The sequence below is a fragment of the Microbacterium terricola genome, assembly GCF_027943945.1.
In the GTDB taxonomy this organism is placed as follows: Bacteria; Actinomycetota; Actinomycetes; order Actinomycetales; family Microbacteriaceae; genus Microbacterium; species Microbacterium terricola.
Map to the genome: position 1 here is coordinate 2,407,582 of NZ_AP027141.1, position 18,285 is coordinate 2,425,866.

Annotated in this window: 19 protein-coding genes; 13 read left to right on the forward strand and 6 right to left on the reverse strand. The window is 67.8% G+C overall.

All coding sequences use genetic code 11. The features are described from left to right. Nucleotides 1-33: 33 nt before the first annotated feature. Both Microterr_RS11440 and Microterr_RS11445 read right to left on the reverse strand, forming a co-directional pair. Nucleotides 34-2,328 (reverse strand): hypothetical protein, encoded by a 2,295-nt coding sequence (locus tag Microterr_RS11440; RefSeq protein WP_263797808.1) that lies wholly within the window; start codon nucleotides 2,326-2,328, stop codon nucleotides 34-36. Nucleotides 2,329-2,361: 33 nt separating this feature from the next. Further along, nucleotides 2,362-5,451, reverse strand: coding sequence for a hypothetical protein (locus tag Microterr_RS11445; RefSeq protein WP_263798879.1), 3,090 nt, complete (start codon nucleotides 5,449-5,451; stop codon nucleotides 2,362-2,364). 100 nt (nucleotides 5,452-5,551) lie between these two features. On the opposite strand from Microterr_RS11445, the gene Microterr_RS11450 reads away from it, so the two are divergent. The 8 genes from Microterr_RS11450 to Microterr_RS11485 all read left to right on the forward strand — a co-directional run bounded on the left by Microterr_RS11450 (nucleotide 5,552) and on the right by Microterr_RS11485 (nucleotide 10,943). Next, nucleotides 5,552-5,956 (forward strand): VOC family protein, encoded by a 405-nt coding sequence (locus Microterr_RS11450; RefSeq protein ID WP_263797807.1) that lies wholly within the window; start codon nucleotides 5,552-5,554, stop codon nucleotides 5,954-5,956. Beyond that, entirely contained in the window at nucleotides 5,953-6,234 is a 282-nt protein-coding gene (locus Microterr_RS11455) for a winged helix-turn-helix transcriptional regulator (protein ID WP_263797806.1), read from the forward strand. The genes Microterr_RS11450 and Microterr_RS11455 overlap by 4 nt, the downstream gene beginning before the upstream one ends. A 219-nt stretch (nucleotides 6,235-6,453) precedes the next feature. Continuing rightward, nucleotides 6,454-6,774 carry a PepSY domain-containing protein gene (locus tag Microterr_RS11460; protein ID WP_263797805.1) on the forward strand — a complete coding sequence of 107 codons (321 nt, stop codon included), beginning with the start codon at nucleotides 6,454-6,456 and terminating at the stop codon, nucleotides 6,772-6,774. 108 nt (nucleotides 6,775-6,882) lie between these two features. Then, the gene (locus Microterr_RS11465; RefSeq protein ID WP_263797804.1) at nucleotides 6,883-7,548 is read left to right on the forward strand and encodes a response regulator transcription factor; all 666 of its coding nucleotides are present in this window, start codon (nucleotides 6,883-6,885) and stop codon (nucleotides 7,546-7,548) included. Nucleotides 7,549-7,937: 389 nt separating this feature from the next. Continuing rightward, the gene (locus Microterr_RS11470) at nucleotides 7,938-8,861 is read left to right on the forward strand and encodes a HAMP domain-containing sensor histidine kinase (RefSeq protein ID WP_425593779.1); all 924 of its coding nucleotides are present in this window, start codon (nucleotides 7,938-7,940) and stop codon (nucleotides 8,859-8,861) included. A 100-nt stretch (nucleotides 8,862-8,961) separates the two neighbouring features. Beyond that, nucleotides 8,962-9,645 carry a response regulator transcription factor gene (locus tag Microterr_RS11475; protein ID WP_263797802.1) on the forward strand — a complete coding sequence of 228 codons (684 nt, stop codon included), beginning with the start codon at nucleotides 8,962-8,964 and terminating at the stop codon, nucleotides 9,643-9,645. Continuing rightward, nucleotides 9,642-10,616: a sensor histidine kinase gene (locus tag Microterr_RS11480; protein ID WP_263797801.1), complete on the forward strand. Its 975-nt coding sequence runs from the start codon at nucleotides 9,642-9,644 to the stop codon at nucleotides 10,614-10,616. The genes Microterr_RS11475 and Microterr_RS11480 overlap by 4 nt, the downstream gene beginning before the upstream one ends. A 12-nt stretch (nucleotides 10,617-10,628) precedes the next feature. Then, a complete protein-coding gene (locus Microterr_RS11485) occupies nucleotides 10,629-10,943 on the forward strand; it encodes a hypothetical protein (protein WP_263797800.1) in 315 nt (104 codons plus the stop codon). 36 nt (nucleotides 10,944-10,979) lie between these two features. On the opposite strand, the gene Microterr_RS11490 is transcribed toward Microterr_RS11485, so the two are convergent. Both Microterr_RS11490 and Microterr_RS11495 read right to left on the reverse strand, forming a co-directional pair. Continuing rightward, nucleotides 10,980-11,564, reverse strand: coding sequence for a phosphatase PAP2 family protein (locus Microterr_RS11490; protein ID WP_263797799.1), 585 nt, complete (start codon nucleotides 11,562-11,564; stop codon nucleotides 10,980-10,982). 183 nt (nucleotides 11,565-11,747) lie between these two features. Beyond that, nucleotides 11,748-12,521, reverse strand: coding sequence for an ABC transporter permease (locus tag Microterr_RS11495; protein WP_263797798.1), 774 nt, complete (start codon nucleotides 12,519-12,521; stop codon nucleotides 11,748-11,750). Nucleotides 12,522-12,624: 103 nt separating this feature from the next. Between Microterr_RS11495 and Microterr_RS11500 the strand changes: the two genes are divergently transcribed. The 5 genes from Microterr_RS11500 to Microterr_RS11520 all read left to right on the forward strand — a co-directional run bounded on the left by Microterr_RS11500 (nucleotide 12,625) and on the right by Microterr_RS11520 (nucleotide 16,472). Next, entirely contained in the window at nucleotides 12,625-13,458 is an 834-nt protein-coding gene (locus tag Microterr_RS11500; RefSeq protein ID WP_263797797.1) for a COG4705 family protein, read from the forward strand. A gap of 67 nt (nucleotides 13,459-13,525) precedes the next feature. Continuing rightward, nucleotides 13,526-14,206: a response regulator transcription factor gene (locus Microterr_RS11505; RefSeq protein WP_263797796.1), complete on the forward strand. Its 681-nt coding sequence runs from the start codon at nucleotides 13,526-13,528 to the stop codon at nucleotides 14,204-14,206. Further along, nucleotides 14,203-15,549: a sensor histidine kinase gene (locus Microterr_RS11510; protein WP_263797795.1), complete on the forward strand. Its 1,347-nt coding sequence runs from the start codon at nucleotides 14,203-14,205 to the stop codon at nucleotides 15,547-15,549. The genes Microterr_RS11505 and Microterr_RS11510 overlap by 4 nt, the downstream gene beginning before the upstream one ends. Nucleotides 15,550-15,613: 64 nt before the next feature. Further along, nucleotides 15,614-16,030, forward strand: a complete 417-nt coding sequence (locus Microterr_RS11515) for a VOC family protein (protein ID WP_263797794.1) — start codon at nucleotides 15,614-15,616, stop codon at nucleotides 16,028-16,030. Nucleotide 16,031: 1 nt separating this feature from the next. After that, nucleotides 16,032-16,472 (forward strand): methyltransferase family protein, encoded by a 441-nt coding sequence (locus tag Microterr_RS11520; protein WP_263797793.1) that lies wholly within the window; start codon nucleotides 16,032-16,034, stop codon nucleotides 16,470-16,472. A gap of 96 nt (nucleotides 16,473-16,568) precedes the next feature. Here the strand turns inward: Microterr_RS11520 and Microterr_RS11525 are convergent, their stop codons facing one another. After that, nucleotides 16,569-16,940 carry a VOC family protein gene (locus tag Microterr_RS11525; RefSeq protein WP_263797792.1) on the reverse strand — a complete coding sequence of 124 codons (372 nt, stop codon included), beginning with the start codon at nucleotides 16,938-16,940 and terminating at the stop codon, nucleotides 16,569-16,571. 79 nt (nucleotides 16,941-17,019) lie between these two features. Beyond that, the gene (locus tag Microterr_RS11530; RefSeq protein ID WP_263797791.1) at nucleotides 17,020-18,285 is read right to left on the reverse strand and encodes an MFS transporter; all 1,266 of its coding nucleotides are present in this window, start codon (nucleotides 18,283-18,285) and stop codon (nucleotides 17,020-17,022) included.

The window sequence follows — 18,285 nt, forward strand, 5'->3', positions numbered from 1 at the left end:
TCGACCGCGGTCCGCAGAAGGCCGCGGAGAGGATCACGGGTACCGATACCCCGCGAGCTGAAGTTCCAGCTTCCGGTAGAGCCCCTCCAGCACGTCGCGCTTCGACGTCGCCGGCGCACCCGACGGCGCCGATCGCAGTGCGGATGCCGCGGCCTGGACGAGTTCGGGAAGGTCGGCGAGCGGGGGGATCGTGTGCCGCTCGCGGAACGTCGCGAGCGCGACACGCTCCCAGCCGCCGGACGACGGCGGGAACCGGATGAGCCGGTGCAGCATCTCATCCCACGCGAATCGCTTGCCCGCGACGGGAATGGCGATCTGCTGCAGGAGGATCGTGAAGACCGACGATGACGCCACGCTCGCGAGCACGCGGGCATCGTCGAAGAACGGGACCGACGTCAGCGTGTCCTTCGACATCAGCGAGTGCGACCCGACGATCTCGTTGAAGGCGCCGTTGTCGGACTGCAGGCCGAAGATCGAGGATGCCTCACCGTCGAGCTTCTCCCCCTCCGCATCCCCCTTGTCGAGCTGCTCCTGCAGCTCGAGGGAGTAGGTCATTAGGAATCCGCCCGCCCCGGGCGCCTCGGTCGGCAGCTGCTCCGCGGTGCGGTCGATCTCGAACGCGGCGAGGAGCTCGTCACGCCCTCGGTCGTTCAGCCGGCCGCTCGCTGCGAGCCGACGCACGAAGTGCGCGTAGTTGCTCTCGTTGGCCCCGTCGTGGTGAACGCGGGGCTCGAGCGCCTTCGCGTGGCGTGCGGTCGCGAGGTCGATCTCGGTCTTCGCGTCCTTCTCCCTCGCGGGCGGCGCGGCTCCAGGGGCGAGCGGCCAGTGCGCGGGGTCGACGTTCGCGACGAGTCGTCGCCGCTCGTCCTCGCTCAGCAGCACGAGGATGAGCGGCACCTCCTCACGCAGGCGCGACGTCAGCTCACCGACGGCGAGCGGCAGAGCCGCCTGGAGGACAGCATCCGGGATCGGCACCCCCTTGTCGTCGAGCCCCTCCTTCACCCACGCGGGAATCTGCCCGGGTTCGCCGATCGCCTTGTGCTCGAGGTTCTCCAGCGCGTGGAGCAGCGTGTGGGCGGTGTCCTGCGACGACGGGAACGCCGGATAGGCGTGGCGCAGACTCGGCGTCGACATCTTGTCCGTGCTGATCACGCCGGCGCTCTGCTCTTTCGTTCCCGCGTTGTACACGGGAAAGCGCAGTCGACGGAACAGCTTCCGCTGCAGACGCACCTTCTCGCGCGGCCCCGCGGCCGAGAACTCCGGGCGCCGCCGTGCGACATCCGCGACGAATCGCTTCAGGAACTTCTCGTCGTCCTCGCCCGCTTCCTGCACCGGCCGGTAGCTGCGCAGCTCGAGGATCTCGACGACGTTCGAGTGGAAGAACCAGTCCTCCACCCCGTGGAGCAGCTTGCCGGCGCGCACCAGCATCCGCTGTCGTCCCGCCGAGTCATTGTCTTTCAGCGCCCGCCAGTCGTCCTCGATCTTCGATAGGCCCTCCGCGAGATACCCGATGTAGTCCCGGTCGACCACGTTCATGATCCCGATGGGCCGGTCGAGCGCGTCGCGCTGCCGCTGGCTCGAGCCGTACAGCTGTGGCCGCAACGGCCGCTGGCTCGCGTCCCAGACGTAGGGCGGCTGGTCGGTGTGCTCGTGCGGGTAGTACTGCGTGAAGAACTCGCCGAACACCTCGGCGACCCGCCTCGACGGCACGGGCGAGATCGACCCCCATTCACCCGACACGCGCTTGCTGACGTCGTCGGCGAAGATGAGCTGGCTGACCCCCGAGATGAAGAGGCGGAAGAACTCACCGAGGTAGCCGTAGTGCTGGATGTCGCGGGCCTTCCGCGCATCCGGGCTGGCCGTCACGGCGTCGAGGGCCGGCAGCTTGTCGAGCGGGGTGCCGAGCAGCTTGTCAATCCACTCGTCCGCCCCGGCGATGCCGGCGAGGAGGTCGTTCGGCACCGTCGCCAGCAGCCCGGCGACCACGGCCGCGCCGGTGGCGATGGCCTCGGCCTCGTCGTTTCCGCTGGGCAGGAACTTCTTGAGCAGCTGGCCCGCTCCGAGCGCCGCAGCGGCGGTGAGAGCTGCGATGATGCGTGCCGTCCCGACCCGGTCGCCCGTCTGCGGAAGGACCTTCTCACGCCAGATGCGGCGCTTGGCGAAGATGAACGTCACCGGGTCGCGGAACTGCGAGACGTCGGTGAGGTAGTTGCCCATCTCGAGGTAGGTGAGGTCACCCGCCGCCAGCTTCACGCTTCCGAGCAGCTGCGGCGGAACGCTCTCTCGGGTGAAGAGGAAGATGTCGCGGTGCCGCGAGATGTCGCCCACCTCGTCACCCCCACGTCCGAGTGCCGGAGCCCATCAGGCCTCGACCCACTCCCCCTGCGCATTCTGCTCCCACTTCGGCAGCGCGTCATCGGCGCGCAGTTTCACCAGGTTGGTCGGCACCCGCACGGTCCACGGGTCGCCCTGCGGCACCTCGTCGCCCGGGCGGTCGAGGCGCTCGGCGAGCTCGTCCGCGATCGGCAGATACAGCGGGCTCGAGATGGTCGGCAGCGGACCGCCGTTCCAGATCTCGCCGAACGTGAGGAAGTGGTCGATCGCGCCCTCGAATCCGGGACGCGCGGGCACGGTGACGCGTGCGAAGCCCGCCTGGAGGAAGTCGACGAACGCGGGATCGGGATCGTCGTAGCCGAGCCGCTCGTCCCACTGGTCCTTGCTGCCCCAGAAGTAGGGGTACGAGATCCACGTCATGTGCTCCCACTCGAAGGCGTGCTCGAAGAACCGTACGTAGGCGCCCTCCTTGGCCGCTTCGGACACGTCGATCTGCGGCAGCCCGTTCACCGGCGAGTCCTCGACCGCGTCGAAGAGGTCGAAGTGCTGATCGGTCAGGATGCTGAGGCAGTTCTTCTGCAGCTCCCGCTGGATCGTGACCTGGTTCGACAACGGGTTGCGACCGCGGATCACGACGCCGGCCTGCAGCTTGAGCGCGGCGAGCTTCTCCTCGTATGCCGACACCTGCGCGTTGTGCGCGGTGAGGAGCTTCGACCACGTCTCGAGGCGCCACTTCTCCAGTGCACGGTCGGTGCGCTGGGTCTTGACCTCGATCGCGACGGCGACCTGCGACATGTGGAAGCTGTCGAGCGCGAACGGGATGGCGTCGCGCTCGTCGTCGAGGTTCGTAGTCCACAGCCATTCACCGAGACCGAGCCGCTGCGTGCGGCGTCCGAGCACGATGTCGAGCGACATGTCGTCTTCCCACTTGTTGCCGACCCGGCCCACGCTGCCGTAGACGGCGCGGTATCCGTCGTCGATGGCGATCTGCCCGGAGTGGTTGTAGTTCGCGCTGCTCTCACCGCCGCCACCTTTGAAGTCGGCGGTCTTGGTGCGGTACATCTCCGGCGGCGGCGCGACGTCGGTCGCCCCGCACACCTTGACCCAGTACGCGTAGTTGCTCTCCGAGATCTGGTTCGGCTGCAGCGTGAAGTCCGGCGGCTTGGTCAGGCTGAGCGCGCTGTTGCGCGCCTGGTCGAGAGCCGCGATGAGGAAGGCCGCGGGCTCGGGGACCATGAAGTCGAACATCATCCGCAGTCCGTAGTTGAACATCTGCGCCCGGTAGACCTTGTTGACCCACTGGTAGACGCCGGAGATGTGCCCTGTGCCCTTCACGTTGTCGAGCGTGTGGATGTTCTTCTCGATCGTCTCGGTGAGCGTGCGGACGGTGGTCCGCTGCAGCACCCGCTGGGCGATCTTGCGCGACGAGCGCTCGGTCACGTCCTGCGAGAAGGACGAGGCCGCCTTGGACGCCTCCTCCTTCGACCGCGAGTAGGACCCCTCCGCGCTCGCCGCGAACTCGACGGTCGGCCCGTAGCTGCCCGAGATGCTGAGGCCGGCCTTGAGCGCGACATCCTCCTTGATGGTCTCGCTGGTCTCGCGCGTCATCTCGAAGCGGTCGGTCGTCTCCAGCTCGTGCTCGTCGCTCGTGCTGTTCTCCGTCTCGGAGAGCGTGATGGTCTCGCTCTCCTCGCGCCGGCTGTGCTCGCGCGACTTGAGCTCGCCCTTCAGGACGTTCTCGATGTGAGCCACGTCCACTGCCTCGTACGCGACCAGCTGCTGCTTGACCAGGAGCAGGTCGGCGACGCCCGCGGGCGAGACGATGCCCTTCGTGTGCGGCACGGAGCCGTCCATCGGCAGGTACGGGAAGCCCTCGATGCCGCCCGTCCCGATCGTTCCCCAGCCCTTCGTCACGGGGGTCGACACGGTGATGAGCGCGTCGCCCATGCGCACGAACGACTTCTTCTCCGGATGCCCGGCGACCGCTTCGAGCTTGCCCACCGTGGCGGCGAGCGCGTTCTCGAGGTTGCCGGTGATCTGATCGATCGGCGTGGTCGACGGGTCGATCCCGCGGGTCTTCAGCAGGCCCTGCGTCGCGCCGGAGAGCTTCTCGACCCCGGTGCCGTTCATGATGAACCCGAGCTCGTGCAGCGGGGTGGGCGTGAACGCGGCGCGCGACGGCAGCGCGATGACCTTGGCCTCGACCAGCGTGTGGGCCAGGTGAGCGAACCCCGTCGCCGCCTCCACAGTGCCGTCGACGCCGTCAGGCGCGCGGGCCGCGAGCCGCTGCTGCTGTCCGAGCTGCTGCTGACGCAGCGCCTGGGTGAACGATGCGGCGCTCGTGACCGCCTGCGTCAGGTTCGCCACCGCCGGCGGGGCGGTCGCGGCGCTCGGCGTCAGCGCGGACGACCGGATGTGGTCGGGGCCGAGGTCCGCCAGCTCGGCGATCGCCGTGCGCAGGGTCTCGTGCTCTTCGAGCAGCCCGGCGATCTGCGTGTTCCGCTCGGCCACCATGCTCTTGCGCCGCTTGTCCAGCTCTTCGCGCGCGTCGCGCGTCGACAGCTTCGAGGTGAGCCCGAGCTCGATCGGCAGACGCACGGACCGGCGCAGCCGGCCCGACGGCACCCCCTCGGGCGAGCCTCCCGCGACGTCCGCGATGAGCTCTGCGGTGCGCAGCTGGCGCGTCAGCGCCTCGATCGGCAGGGAGTGCAGCTCTTGCAGCACCTTGATCGCGATCAGACTGTCGCGCAGCCGTCTCAGGGTTTCGGTGAAGTCGTTGGTTGCGGCGACCGTCGCCGCATCCGCGCCGAACACGTCGGTGATCGCCTTCTTGACGACCGTCCACGTGGGTTCGGCGGTGGCGCCGGCGGTCGCGAGGCGATCGGCCAGGGCGTCGAGCTCGGTGCCGAGTGGCACAGCGGCGGTGGTGCCGGCGAAGTCGGCAGAGGCGGCGAACTGGGCGGACACGGCTTCGATGCCCTGCCGGCCGGCGCCGGAAGCGACCGCATTGTGCAGCGCGCCCTGGAAGGGCGAAGGCTGCTCGAGCGGGATAGACGGTTGCTCGGGGTTCTGCTGCACGGCAGGCCGGACGAGCATCAGGCGAAAGAGATCTTCCATGCCGATGAAGAGGGCGTGGATGCTGCGGTGATACGCCTGTGAGCCGAGTCCGTCGATAGGGGGCTTGACGAGTCACTTGCATTTTGCAAGTATGACTCGCATGAGCCTCTTCATCACTTGCCCCGTCGAGAACGTCGAGCGTGCCACGGCCTTCTACACCGCCCTCGGGTGGACCCTCAACACCGAGATGTCCGATCACAACGTGTCGTGCTTCGCGATCGCGCCCGAGCAGTACGTCATGCTCGGCAGCCGTGAGATGTACGCGAGCGTCGGGGGCGTCGAAGACCTGATCGGCGGGCCCGACACCCCGTCGAAGGTCACGGTCTCGTTCGACCTGGGCAGCCGCGAGGCGGTCGACGAGCTCGTCGAGCGCGCCGGCGCCGCCGGCGGGCGGATCGGCGACATCGACGACTACCCGTTCATGTACCAGCGTCAGTTCGACGATCCCGACGGCTACCACTACTCGCCGTTCTGGATGAAGCCGGACGCCGACCCGACCGCGTGAGCGACCTCGCCGCCGCCCTCGACATCGTCGGGTCCCGGTGGGCGCTGCTCATCGTGGAGCGGCTGCTCGAGGGCCCGCAGCGCTACGGCGACCTGCAGCGCGACCTGGGGGTGCCGACGAACATGCTCGCCACTCGCCTGCGCGAGCTCGAAGCGGCCGGGGTGCTGTCTCGTCTGCCGCTCCGACACAACACCCGGGCGTACGCGCTGACCGAGCGCGGGCACGCGCTGCGTGACGCGATCGACGCGCTCGGCCGCTGGGGTGCGGACCCTACGTAGTCATGCTGCTCGAGATCGAGTACCCGTTCACGGGCCTGTGGCTGACGCAGAACAGCCCGGCGCGGCGGACTTCCGCGCAACGGGCAGATCGTCGACGCAGGAGCCGGACCGATCCACGCGTGACCAGGGGCTTGCTGACTCCAGGCTGAACGGATCCGGCCCGTTCAGCCTGGAGTCAGTGCCCTGTGCGTACCGTTCACTGTGTCGAAGGAGGAAGACATGGATCGCAAGAAGAAGATCGCGCTGACGACATCAGTTGTGGCGGTCGGGTTGATCGCGGGGGGTGCCGGCGTCGCCGTTGCGGGGACTCTGGACGACGATGCGACGGAGACGTCGATCAGCGGCACCGCGCTCGACCAGGCGAGCGAGGCCGCGCTCGACTTCGTCGGCGGAGGCCGGGTCACCGGCACCGAGGTCGGCGACGAGGAGAGCCTGTACGAAGTCGAGGTCACCCGCGGCGACGGAACGCAGATCGACGTACAGCTCGACGAGAACTTCGCTGTCGTCGGTTCGAAGACGGACACCGAGGACGACGAGTAAGTCGCTGCACGCCACGCCCGCGGTCACCGACGCAGTCGTACGCTGAGATGCGACGGCTGGGTCGGTGACCGCGGGCGGTCCCCTGCGCGGCCGACGTGAGGAGCGCGCGTGAAGGTGCTGGTCATCGACGACGACGTCGGCATGACGACCGCCGTCGCCCGCGGGCTGACCTCGGAAGGGTTCACGGTCGAACTCGCCGACAACGGGATCGACGGTCTGTGGCGAGCGCGCGAGGGCGGGCACGACGTCATCGTCCTCGACATCATGCTCCCCGGAATGAGCGGCTACCGGGTCTGCGCAGAGCTTCGGGCCGACGGCGACTGGACGCCGGTGCTGATGCTGACAGCGAAGGACGGCGACCTGGACGAGGCGGAAGCCCTGGACACAGGGGCCGACGACTACCTCGTCAAGCCTTTCAGCTTTCCCGTGCTCGTCGCGCGGTTGCACGCGCTGCTGAGACGGGCGGCGTTGGGCTCTCCCCCTGCGACAAGCGTCGGTGACCTGCGAATGGACGTGCGCGCACGCCGTGCGTGGATCGGTGAAGCGCAGCTGCCCCTGACCTCCAGGGAGTTCGACGTCCTCGCCTTCTTCCTGCACCACACGGGGCAGCTGCTCTCGAAGAGCGACATTCTGGCCGGCGTTTGGCAGGACGACTTCGAAGGCGATCCCAACATCGTGGAGGTGTACATCGCTCGCCTCCGCCGCAAGATCGCCGCCCTGACCGCCACGCCCGTGATCGAGACTGTGCGCGGCGCCGGGTACCGGCTGGGCTGATGGGCGTCCGCGCGAGTGTCTCGGCGATCGCCTCGCTCGTCGTGCTGTTCGTCCTGACCCTGGCCGCCGTGGCGCTCGTCTCGACCCAGCGCGCCGTCCTGACCGACAGCGTGGATGAGGTGCTGCAGCGTGCCGCTGCGTCGATCGCCGACTCCCTCGATGCCGGCGTCCGGGACACCACGCTGTCGGGGAGCGGCGACGAGGAATCGTTCGCGTACATCGTGGATGCGTCGGGCGAGGTCGTCGCGGCAACCTCCGGGGCGCCCCTCTCGAATGTCGACGCACCGCCATCGACGACGACCGCCACGATCGAGCTCGGATCGAGCCGGGCACGGTTCCGCGTACGGATCGAACCTCACGGGGACCTGACGATCGTGGTGGGCACGCCGATGGATGATGTCGACGAGAGTGTGGGCGCATTGACGCGGAGCCTGCTGATCGCCGTGCCGGTTGCCACCGCGCTGCTCGCCGTGGCGATCTGGTTCCTGGTGGGACGCGTGCTCAGACCTGTCGAGCGCATCCGGGCCCGCGTCGCGGAGATCAGCGCGTCGAGCCTGGATCAGCGCGTGCCCGAACCCGCCACGCGCGACGAGATCGCCCGGCTGGCGCAGACGATGAACTCGATGCTGGCCCGGCTTGAAGCGACCGCCGCACTGCAAAGGCGCTTCGTGTCGGACGCCTCGCATGAGCTCCGCAGTCCGCTGACGAGGATCCGCACCGCGCTCGAGGTCGACCTCGCCCACCCGACGGGCGCCGATGTGGGCGCGACGCACCGCGGGGCGCTGGCGGATGCCACGCAGCTGCAGGGACTCATCGACGATCTGCTGCTGCTCGCGCGCCTCGACGAGGCCGCGATCCATAGCCGGAGGATTCTGGTGGACCTCGACGACATCGTCCTCGCCGAGGTCCACGGCCGCGGTGCCACGGAGCAGACGATCGATGTCTCCCGCGTCTCAGCGGCGCAGGTCCTCGGCGACCCCGGCCAGCTGACCCGGGTCGTCCGCAATCTGCTCGACAATGCCCTGCGCTACGGCGCCTCCGGCATCGAGGTGGAGCTCGCGGAAGTCGGTCAGGACGCAGTGCTGCGGGTGTCCGACGACGGTCCCGGCGTCGACCCGGCCCTGCGCGAGCGCATCTTCGAACGATTCGCGCGCGCGGACGATGCGCGTGCGGCCGGTACAGGGGGTACCGGGCTCGGCCTCGCGATCGCTCGTGAGCTCGTCGACCTGCATGGCGGTTCGCTCGTCCTGGACGTCGAACATCGCGGTGGCGCCAGCTTCGTGGTGCGACTCCCCGCTGCAGCTCCGCAGTGAAGCCGCTCCGGGTCATGCCGTCTGAACGAATTCTCAGAGTCGAGGCTTGCGTGGCCGTTCATTCTTCAGCCGTATTCGTGAGGATGGCGCCGGAGGTGTCATGCGGGTCTTGCTTGTGGAGGACGATGCGCTGCTCGCCGCGACCGTCGCGCAGCTGCTGCGCGAAGCTGGGTATGCGGTCGACGTCGAAGCGGATGCGGCATCCGCGCTGGTCACGTTCGAGATCGAGCCGGAAGATCTCGTCGTGCTCGACGTGCGGCTGCCGGGCATGCCGGGCGGCGGAGTCGAACTGTGTCGACGCATCCGAGAAGTGGCGCCGGACACCCCGATCCTGATGCTCACGGCGATCAGTGCCCGCGCCACGATCGTGCAGTGCCTGGACGCAGGCGCCGACGACTACCTGGTCAAGCCGTTCCACGTGCAGGAGCTCCTCGCGCGAATCCGCGCACTTCTCCGCCGCGCTCCCACGGCCCTACCTCCGCGGCTGACTGTGGGTTCGCTCACCCTCGATCCCGGCAGACGTGCCGTGGAGCGTCGGGGTCGGGTCATCCCGCTCAGCCCGAAGGAGTTCTCCGTGCTGGACTATCTGATGCGCCACCCGGATGCGGTGATCACCAGCAGCGAGCTGATCGACCACGCCTGGGATCGCAACTACGACGGGTACAGCAACGTGGTGCCCACCTACATCCGCTATCTTCGCCGCAAGCTCGCTATTCCGGGCGAGGCCGACCCCATCGTGACGCACCGCGGTGCTGGCTACTCGGTGACGAGCGAGATCGCATGATCCTGCGACGCGCCCGCTGGCGACTCACTCTCGGTTTCACGGCGGTCCAGTTGATCACGTACGCCGCCTTCGCATTCTCGGTCTATGCGTTCGTCACGGCGACGTTCGACTTCGACGGCTTCGAGGAGGGCGGATCAGCGCTTTCGGCGGAGGCAGGCTTTGCGACGCTGCGTGCCGCGCTGCTGCTCGCGTTCGCCGGCCTCGTGCTGGTAGCGCCGCTCTCCAGCTGGGCTCTCGCGGGGATTGCGATGAGGCCCGTCGCCGACGCGCTTGCCGCTCAGCGTCGATTCGTCGATGACGCCTCGCACGAGTTGCGGACACCGTTGACGGCCATCCAGGGCCAGCTCGAGTTGGCCCTTCTGCGCCCACGTACGCTCGCCGAATACCGTGCGGCGTGCGAGAAGGCGCTCGCGGCGACGCACGTCCTTGCCGCGACGGCCGACGATCTGCTCGTCGCCTCGGAGCACACGCGCGAGCGCCCGGACGTCAGCTTCGTCGCATTGGGCGAGGCCGTGCGGGGCGCGCGCGGGCTGCTCGCCCACCCCGAGCGAGTCGCGATCGAAATTGCCGGGCAGCCCAAAGTGGAGGCCTCGTCGGCTGCTCTCCAGCGCGTACTGGTGAACATCCTCGTGAACGCATGCCGCTACTCGAGCGAGGACACCACCATCGTGGCGAGGGTGTTCTCGCGCGGGCGGTGGGCGGTCGTGGAGGTCGAGGATCGCGGCATCGGGATGACGCGCTCTGAGTCCCGGCGCGCGTTCGACCGATTCTGGCAGGCGGACCCATCTCGCACGGGCGAGGGCAGCGGGCTGGGGTTGTCCATCGTCCGGGAGATCGTGAACTCGCTGCGTGGCGACATCTCAATCAGCTCCGTTCCTGGAGCGGGCACCACTGTGCGCGTTCGGCTACCGCTCTCACGTTCGTCCCACGATCCCGTCCGTAGCGTCGAGGCGACGGCAGATTCCGTCTGAAGGGAAACACACATGGAAACCGAGAAGAAGAAGCTCCGGCTAGGCGTCGGATCCGGCATCGCCGCGATCGTTCTCGCCTCGGGCCTTGCGATCGGCATCCCCGCAATCGCACAGGCCTCGTCACCTGGACCGACCTCCGTCGGGTTCGAGGACGGCACGAACGACGGCGAGATCGCCGATGACGACAACGTCCAGTTCGAAGACGGCACGAACGACGGCGAGACTGCCGACGATCAAGGTGTCGAGGACGGCACGAACGACGGCGAGACCGCCGACGATCAGGAGATCGAAGACGGCACCGACGACGGTGAGACCGCTGACGACTGACCCAGGCTGTCCTGAGCGCCGACCGCGGCCTCGCGTCTATCGCGACAAGCGGTCGGCGTTCTCTATGGTCCGCTGGGCGCCGCGGCGAATGACCGCCATCGTCGTCCATGCGATCAACGCCACCGACGTTCCGAGGACTGCGCCTGCGAACACGTCCGTGAGCCAGTGGGCCGCGAGGTAGGTACGACTCCAGGCCATGGCCGTGACCCACACTGCTGCCGCGCCCCACATCACGGCCACCCGCATGGACAGGGCGAGGGCCACCATGACGGTGGCCGCGAGAGTCGTGTGACCTGAGGGGAACGATGTCATCGCATCGGTGACCAGGGAATCCGCCGGTCGAGGCCGAGTCAGCGACAGTTTGAGCACGGTCGCGACCGCTTCCGACACCACCATGGCGGTGAGCACGACGAGCGCATCCCAGGGTCGTCGAGCGAGAACGAGTCCGACGACAAGGGCGATGCCGATGACGATCATCGACACCACGCCACCGACGGCATCCAGAGCCCTCGCGACGGTGAGCCCGACATCCGTCCGCCACACCAGCATCAGGTCGTGCCACCACATGTCGATACCAAGTGGGCCGTTGCCCAACGCCTTGATGACGACGCCGAGCAGCACGACAGCACCGATGGAGACGGTTGCGCCGATGAGAATGACGACCGGCGACCGTCGGGACGGTGCGCGCATTCACGCCTCCCGTCGCTGTCAGCCGTCACAGAGCGCAACGAGCCTGGACGCTCAACGCTAGAGAGGCCGTCTGATCAGCCGGGATGAAACAGGCCTCGGTTTCTGAGAGAACGTTCAGGCCGGGCTGCGACGGGTCGTCATCTCGATGTCGGCCGGTCGGTGAACGACGCGACCCGTCACGCGCAGCAGCGTGGTGGAGGTGAGCGAGCCCGCTGCGATGATGCCGGCGAGGACCACGAGTTGGAAACGACCGGCTTCGAACGGAGATGCGCCCGCGAAGATCGCGCCGACGAACGCCCCAGGCAAGACCACGATCCCGGTGGTCCTGGTCTGGTCGATCGAGGGAAGCAGCGCAGTGCGTATCGCGCTGTGGGCGAGACTCCGCGTGGACTGCCAAGGGGTCGCGCCGAGTGCGAGCCAGCCTTCAACCTCATCCCAGTGATCGCGGACAGCCTGCCGATAGATGCGCTCGGTCATGATCGCGACGGTCATCGTGTTGCCGATGATGATGCCGCCGATCGCCAGGGCGTAACGCGGTGAGGGCTCGAGTGCCCCGCTGCCGAACGCCACGATCATGACGACGACGGGGCCGACCAGCATCGCCAGCGCGAGCGGAGGAACACCGCGCCAAGATACCTTCGCGCGTCGTGCCGCGGTCCAGACGGCCGCGGCGAGCATGACCAGCAGCCCCAAGCCCACCAGCAGCGGGTCCTGGATGATCCCGGCGAGGACCAGGCTCAGCACAGTGAGCTGGAAGGCAGCCCTCACGAGTGCCCAGACACCCGCCCAGGGTTCCGGCACGCGCATTGCGGTGAGCGCCACAGTGGCGATCGCCGCGAGCACGACGACGGCGGTCACCGTCGACAGCCATGGTGGCAGAGCATCCATGGAGCCGACCCTAGTCACCGCCGGCGGGCGTTCCTGAGAAAACACTCACGCCCTGCGCCGGCGAACTGGGGGAACGTCAAGCCCGCGCCGGGAAAGTGACGACATGACCAACACCATGCCGGAACACATCAGAACCATCCTGTTCAATCGGGTCCCCGAGGTGACGTTCGCCTTCTGGGTCATCAAGATCCTGTCGACGACAACCGGAGAGACGTTCGCCGATTATCTCAACGTCGACGTCGGCCTCGGCCTTACGGTGACCACATGGGTCATGAGCGCACTTCTCGCCGCCGCGCTGGTCGCGCAGTTCCTGACGAAGCGCTACAACTCCGCGACATACTGGACCGTCGTGGTGCTGGTCAGCATCGTGGGCACACTGCTCACCGACAACCTGACCGACAACCTCGGTGTCGAGCTCTGGGTGAGCACCGTCATCTTCAGCGTCGTGCTCGCCATCACGTTCGGGATCTGGTTCTTCCGGGAGCGCACGCTGTCGATCCACACGATCTTCACCCGTCGCCGGGAAGCGTTCTACTGGCTCGCCATCCTGTTCACGTTTGCGCTCGGGACGGCAGCCGGGGATCTCATCTCTGAGGGGCTCGGACTCGGGTACCTCATTGGCACCATCCTGTTCTCTGCGCTCATCGGAGTCGTCGTGATCGCACGCTTCGCGTTCAAGGCGAATGTCGTGTTCTGCTTCTGGGCGGCATACATCCTCACCCGCCCTCTCGGTGCATCGATCGGCGACCTTCTTTCGCAGGCGCCTGCTGAAGGCGGGGTGGGGCTGGGGACGACGGTCACCAGCGTCGTCTTCCTCGTGGTGATCGTGGCGATCGCGACCTATCTCGGCATCAAGGTCCGTCGGCAGCGGGCCGAGGCGATCGTCGAGCTGGGCGGTCCGTCGGCCGTCGCGCGCTGGACGCAGGTGCCGGCATAGGACGATGCGCGGCCGGGCCCACCTCCGAGCGCCGCCGTAGGATCACTGCACAGAAGGAGGTCGGCCCATGTCTTTGCGCGTCTTGACCGTTGAGGACGAGCCCGAGATGGCAGACCTTCTGGCGCGGGGGCTCCGAGCGGAGGGATACATCGTCGACGTCGCCGACAACGGTGTCGATGCACTGACCCTCGCCAGAGACGGCGGCTACGACATCGCCGTACTCGATGTGATGCTCCCCGGGATGACGGGAATCGAGATCTGCCGGTGGCTGCGGCGCCAGAACGATGGCCTCGCCATCATCCTGCTCACAGCCCGCGACGCCGTGGACGACCGTATCGCCGGGCTGGATGCGGGAGCCGACGATTACTTGACCAAGCCGTTCGAGTTCGCCGAACTTGCCGCCCGGCTGCGTGCACTGCGTCGCCGGGACTCGATCGGCGCTTCCCGCCTCGACGTCGGCGGCCTTCAGATCGACATGCTCCGACACGAGATCTCGGCCGGCGGGCGGGAGTTGAGGCTGAGTCGGACTGAGTTCGACCTGCTCAGACTCCTGGCCGTCAACACCGGCCAGGTGATGGCCAGAGCCGACATCCTGGACTCGATCTGGGGTTCCGCGAGCTACATCGACGCCAACATCGTTGATCAATACGTCAGCTACATCCGTCGCAAGCTCGACTCCGTCGGTGCGCCAGTCCGGATCGCGACGACTCGTGGTGTCGGCTACGAGCTCGTCGCCACCGTCTCGTGAATCTCTCCCGGCTGTCGATCCGCACCCGAATCACGGGCGGCAGTCTGCTGATCGCCGTCATGATCTCGATCGTCGTGGGCATCGTGATCTTCACCCAGGTGGAACGGATCGTGAGCGAGGGCCAGGAGCGCCTGCTCGAAGGCATCGAGGGCCCATACGTCACCGCCATCAACAGCGGAGACAGTGAGGAGATGGATTTCCCCGGGCCCGGTCAGTACGTCGCTGTCGTGGATCCGACCGAGGACGTCGTTCTCAACACGCTGCCGGAACCGCTCGCGGGTCAGGTGACCACCATCGCCGCAGAGCCCGACGGCGTGCGAATGATCGGCGAGGACTATCTCGTCCGATCCACATCCGTGGGGACCTCGGACGGCACCTGGCACGTGATCACCGCGAGCAGGAGCGACGAGCACGTGCTCCGGGGTGTCGCGCTGCTCCTCATTGGAAGCCTCACCGTGATCAACCTGGCGTTCGGCGCGGCGGCGTGGCTGATCGGATCGGCCGCGCTCGCCCCGGTCACCCGCCTGCGCCGCAGTGCCGAGGTGCTGGTGACCACTTCAGGGACTGACCTGCTGCCCGTCGGACCGGCCGACGACGAGATCTCGGAACTCGCCTCCACCCTCAACGAGCTCATCAATGACCTTCGGGCGTCGGCGGATCGAGAACGACAGATCGTGTCAGATGCGAGCCACGAGTTCCGCACACCTCTGGCGATCCTCCAGACCCGCCTCGAACTCGCTCTGAGCCAGGCCGCCACCCTTGCCGACATGCGGTCCGATGTCGCCGCCGCACAGAAGACGCTCACCCGCCTGTCGTCGCTCGCCACATCGATGCTGGAACTCTCGCGAATCGACTCTCAAGCCGAGCCCGGCCGATCATCGATCGCAGCGCTCGCGACCGAGCTGGCGGATGCCGCCGACCGCGGCCGTCACCGCGCAGCGGGGCGAGACATCCGCATCGACTACACCGCCGAAGCGCGCGACGAGGACGTCTTCGTCTGCGTGAGTGAACCCGACTTCGGACGAGTGTGCGACAACCTTGTGAACAATTCGCTGGATGCGGTCGGAGACGGCGGCGTCATTGAGCTGAGTGTTGAACGTGCGGGCGAAGTGATCCGGCTCAGGGTGAGCGACGATGGCGGCGGCATGGATGAGGCCTATGTTCCGCATGCGTTCGATCGCTTCTCACGGGAAAGCAGAGCGCGCACTCGCGGCGGTGCAGGGCTGGGTCTGTCGATCGTCGCGGGCATCGCATCCTTGTCAGGGGGCACCGCGACCCTCGTGAACGCACCCGGGCATGGATTGCGCGTGGACGTCACGTTCGCCATCTCCAGGGCACCCTAGACCCGCCTCTCGCAGCGATCCAGGCCCACTGTTCCACGCGCGCGATCGGTGCAACGCTCGAGTCATGAGCGAAGTGACTCCGTATCTCGCCGTGGCCGATGCCCGCGCGGCGATCGAGTGGTTCCGCGTCGTGTTCGATGCGAGAGTCACCGTTGATCCGATCGAGATGCCGGACGGGCGAGCCGGCCATGTGGAGTTCGACATCGACGGCGCGGGGTTCATGATGGCCGACGCCCACCCCGAACTGCAGTGTCCAGCGCCGGAGATCGGGGTCGGCAGTCCCGTGACCTTGCATCTCACCGTCGCGAACGTCGACGACACGATCACCCGCGCACGCGCCGCCGACGCACAGATCGACAGAGAACCCGCCGACAACCCCGGCATTGGTCGGGTCGCCGTCATGCGCGACCCCTCCGGTCACCGGTGGTTCCTCAATCAGGAACTCGAGGCGGAGCCGGCACCTGCGCGCGCGGAGGCCTGACGTGAATCGGGTACGCGTTCGCGCCTGGGTGGGCACGATCATCTTCCTCGCCCTGGCCCCCGGAATCGTCGCCGGGGTGATCCCCTGGCTCCTCACCGGCTGGGACATCCCGTGGTCTGGCGCGGCCCTGTGGCTGGTCGGGATCGTGACGGGCGTCAGCATCCTGAGCGGGATCCTGGTGCTCCTCGACGCCTTCATCCGCTTCGCCCGGGCGGACGGGACTCCCGCGCCGCCGATTCCGACCGCGCATCTGGTCGTCGTCGGCCCTTACCGATTCGTGCGCAACCCGATGTACCTCGCCGTGCTCGCGATCATCCTGGGGCAGGCGCTGCTCTTCGCGAGCATCGCGACCCTCGTCTACGCGACGATCGCGTTCGTCGCCGTGGCACTGTTCGTCCGGTTCTACGAAGAGCCCACCCTTGAGCGGACCTATGGGCGATGAGTACCGGACCTACCGACGCAACGTGCGCGGCTGGCTGCCGCGGCTGCGCCCCTGGAGCAACGCCAGATAGCCGGCGTCACTCCGCGAGATCGGCGCTCAGTCGCGCGGGGGCAGCTGCTGCAGCGTCCACCTGTTGCCGTCGGGGTCGCTGAAGGTCACGAACCGGCCCCAGTCCTGCTCGTCGACGCCGTTCGCCTCGACTCCGGCATCGCGCAGCTGCGCGAGCGCGGCATCCGCATCGGCGACGACGACCTGGATGTTGTCCAAGCTGCCGGGCGCCATGTCGCTGCCGAGCCCGGTGCCGATGGCGATCGAGCACGCCGAACCCGGCGGCGTCAGCTGCACGAATCGCAGACCCTCGAACGGCGAGGCGTCGTGGTCGGCGTTGAAGCCGATGCCGGTGTAGAAGTCCTTCGCACGGTCGACGTCCGACACGGGGACGAAGATCAGCTCGATTTTCCAGTCCATGATGTCCTCTCGGTCCTAGCTCTCACTCAGAGGCTAGAACGCAACCCGGACACAGGATGTCCTCAATCGACCGCCGGAGTCAGCCGACCAGTTCCCGGCGACGGACGAGCCGGTTGAGCCGCTCGGACATGACGACACCCAGCACCACCAGCAGCCCGAGGAACAGCGGGAAGGTCCACATCCCGGTCCACGCCGAGAGCGCTCCGAACAGCGGCGGCGCGAAGGTGGAGCCGGTGTAGGCGGCGGCCATCTGGATGCCGATGATGGCCTGCGAGTTGCGGCGGCCGAAGTTCACCGGGGTGGAGTGGATGATCGCCGGGTAGATCGGCGCGCAGCCGAGACCCGCGATCACGAGCCCGGCGAGCGCGAGCACGTCCGTGTCGACCGGCAGCGCGAGCAGCACGACGCCGACGCCGACGGTCACGAACCCGCCGCGGATCATCTGCTGGTCGCCGACCCGGTCGGCGAAGAAGCCGGCCAGGAACCTTCCCGCGGTGACGCCGATCAGGAAGAGGGAGGCGAACGCGGCGGCGGTGGCGGGGTCGACGCCGCGGTCGGCGACGAGGTACGTCGTCGCCCAGAGGATCGCCGTGCTCTCGAGCGCGCAGTAGGCGAGGAAGGCGATCAGGACCAGACCGACGCCGGGGATCCGCAGCGCCTGTGCGAGAGGGACGTGCGTGCCGCCTCGTCCCGAGCTGTGCCCACCGGCATCCTCCACGTCGTCCGCGTGCCCGCTCGGGACGATCGGGTTCACCTTGCCCCAGAGCGGGATGCTGATGAGCAGCGCGAATGTGAGGACCACCTGGATGAGTCCGATCACGAGATACGCGCTCGACCACCCCGCACCGGACGACAGGGCGTAGCTCATCACGAACGGGCTGATCGACGCGCCCAACCCCCAGCAGGCGTGCAGCCAGTTCATGTGGCGCGCGGCGTAGTGGACCGCCACGTAGTTGTTGAGCGCCGCGTCGACGGCGCCGGCCCCCAGTCCGTAGGGGATTGCCCAGAGGCACAGCATCCAGAACGACCCGCTCGCCGAGAAGCCCACGAGCGCGGCCGCGGTCATGCCGACGCTGACCGCCGTCACGACACCCGCACCGAATCGGCGAGTCACGCGCTCGGAGGCGAGGCTCGACAGGATCGTGCCGCCCGCGATGATCATCGTGATGATGCCGGCGAACGCCACGGGCACCCCGAGGTCCTGATGCATGACCGGCCAGCCGGCGCCGATCAGCGAGTCGGGCAGCCCCAGGCTGATGAAGGCGATGTAGATGATCGCCAGGAGAAGCGAGTACACGGCGGTGTGCGTGGCCTTTCGTGAGGATGCTGCGCCGCGGCGCAGCAT

Coding starts and splice junctions, on each gene's coding strand:
- Microterr_RS11445 (WP_263798879.1), bottom strand. CDS start 5,451: ATGGAAGATCTCTTTCGCCTGATGCTCGTCCGGCCTGCCGTGCAGCAG.
- Microterr_RS11525 (WP_263797792.1), bottom strand. CDS start 16,940: ATGGACTGGAAAATCGAGCTGATCTTCGTCCCCGTGTCGGACGTCGAC.
- Microterr_RS11530 (WP_263797791.1), bottom strand. CDS start 18,285: ATGCTGCGCCGCGGCGCAGCATCCTCACGAAAGGCCACGCACACCGCC.
- Microterr_RS11475 (WP_263797802.1), top strand. CDS start 8,962: ATGCGGGTCTTGCTTGTGGAGGACGATGCGCTGCTCGCCGCGACCGTC.
- Microterr_RS11515 (WP_263797794.1), top strand. CDS start 15,614: ATGAGCGAAGTGACTCCGTATCTCGCCGTGGCCGATGCCCGCGCGGCG.
- Microterr_RS11500 (WP_263797797.1), top strand. CDS start 12,625: ATGACCAACACCATGCCGGAACACATCAGAACCATCCTGTTCAATCGG.
- Microterr_RS11485 (WP_263797800.1), top strand. CDS start 10,629: ATGGAAACCGAGAAGAAGAAGCTCCGGCTAGGCGTCGGATCCGGCATC.
- Microterr_RS11450 (WP_263797807.1), top strand. CDS start 5,552: ATGAGCCTCTTCATCACTTGCCCCGTCGAGAACGTCGAGCGTGCCACG.
- Microterr_RS11495 (WP_263797798.1), bottom strand. CDS start 12,521: ATGGATGCTCTGCCACCATGGCTGTCGACGGTGACCGCCGTCGTCGTG.
- Microterr_RS11505 (WP_263797796.1), top strand. CDS start 13,526: ATGTCTTTGCGCGTCTTGACCGTTGAGGACGAGCCCGAGATGGCAGAC.
- Microterr_RS11470 (WP_425593779.1), top strand. CDS start 7,938: ATGGATGATGTCGACGAGAGTGTGGGCGCATTGACGCGGAGCCTGCTG.
- Microterr_RS11460 (WP_263797805.1), top strand. CDS start 6,454: ATGGATCGCAAGAAGAAGATCGCGCTGACGACATCAGTTGTGGCGGTC.
- Microterr_RS11480 (WP_263797801.1), top strand. CDS start 9,642: ATGATCCTGCGACGCGCCCGCTGGCGACTCACTCTCGGTTTCACGGCG.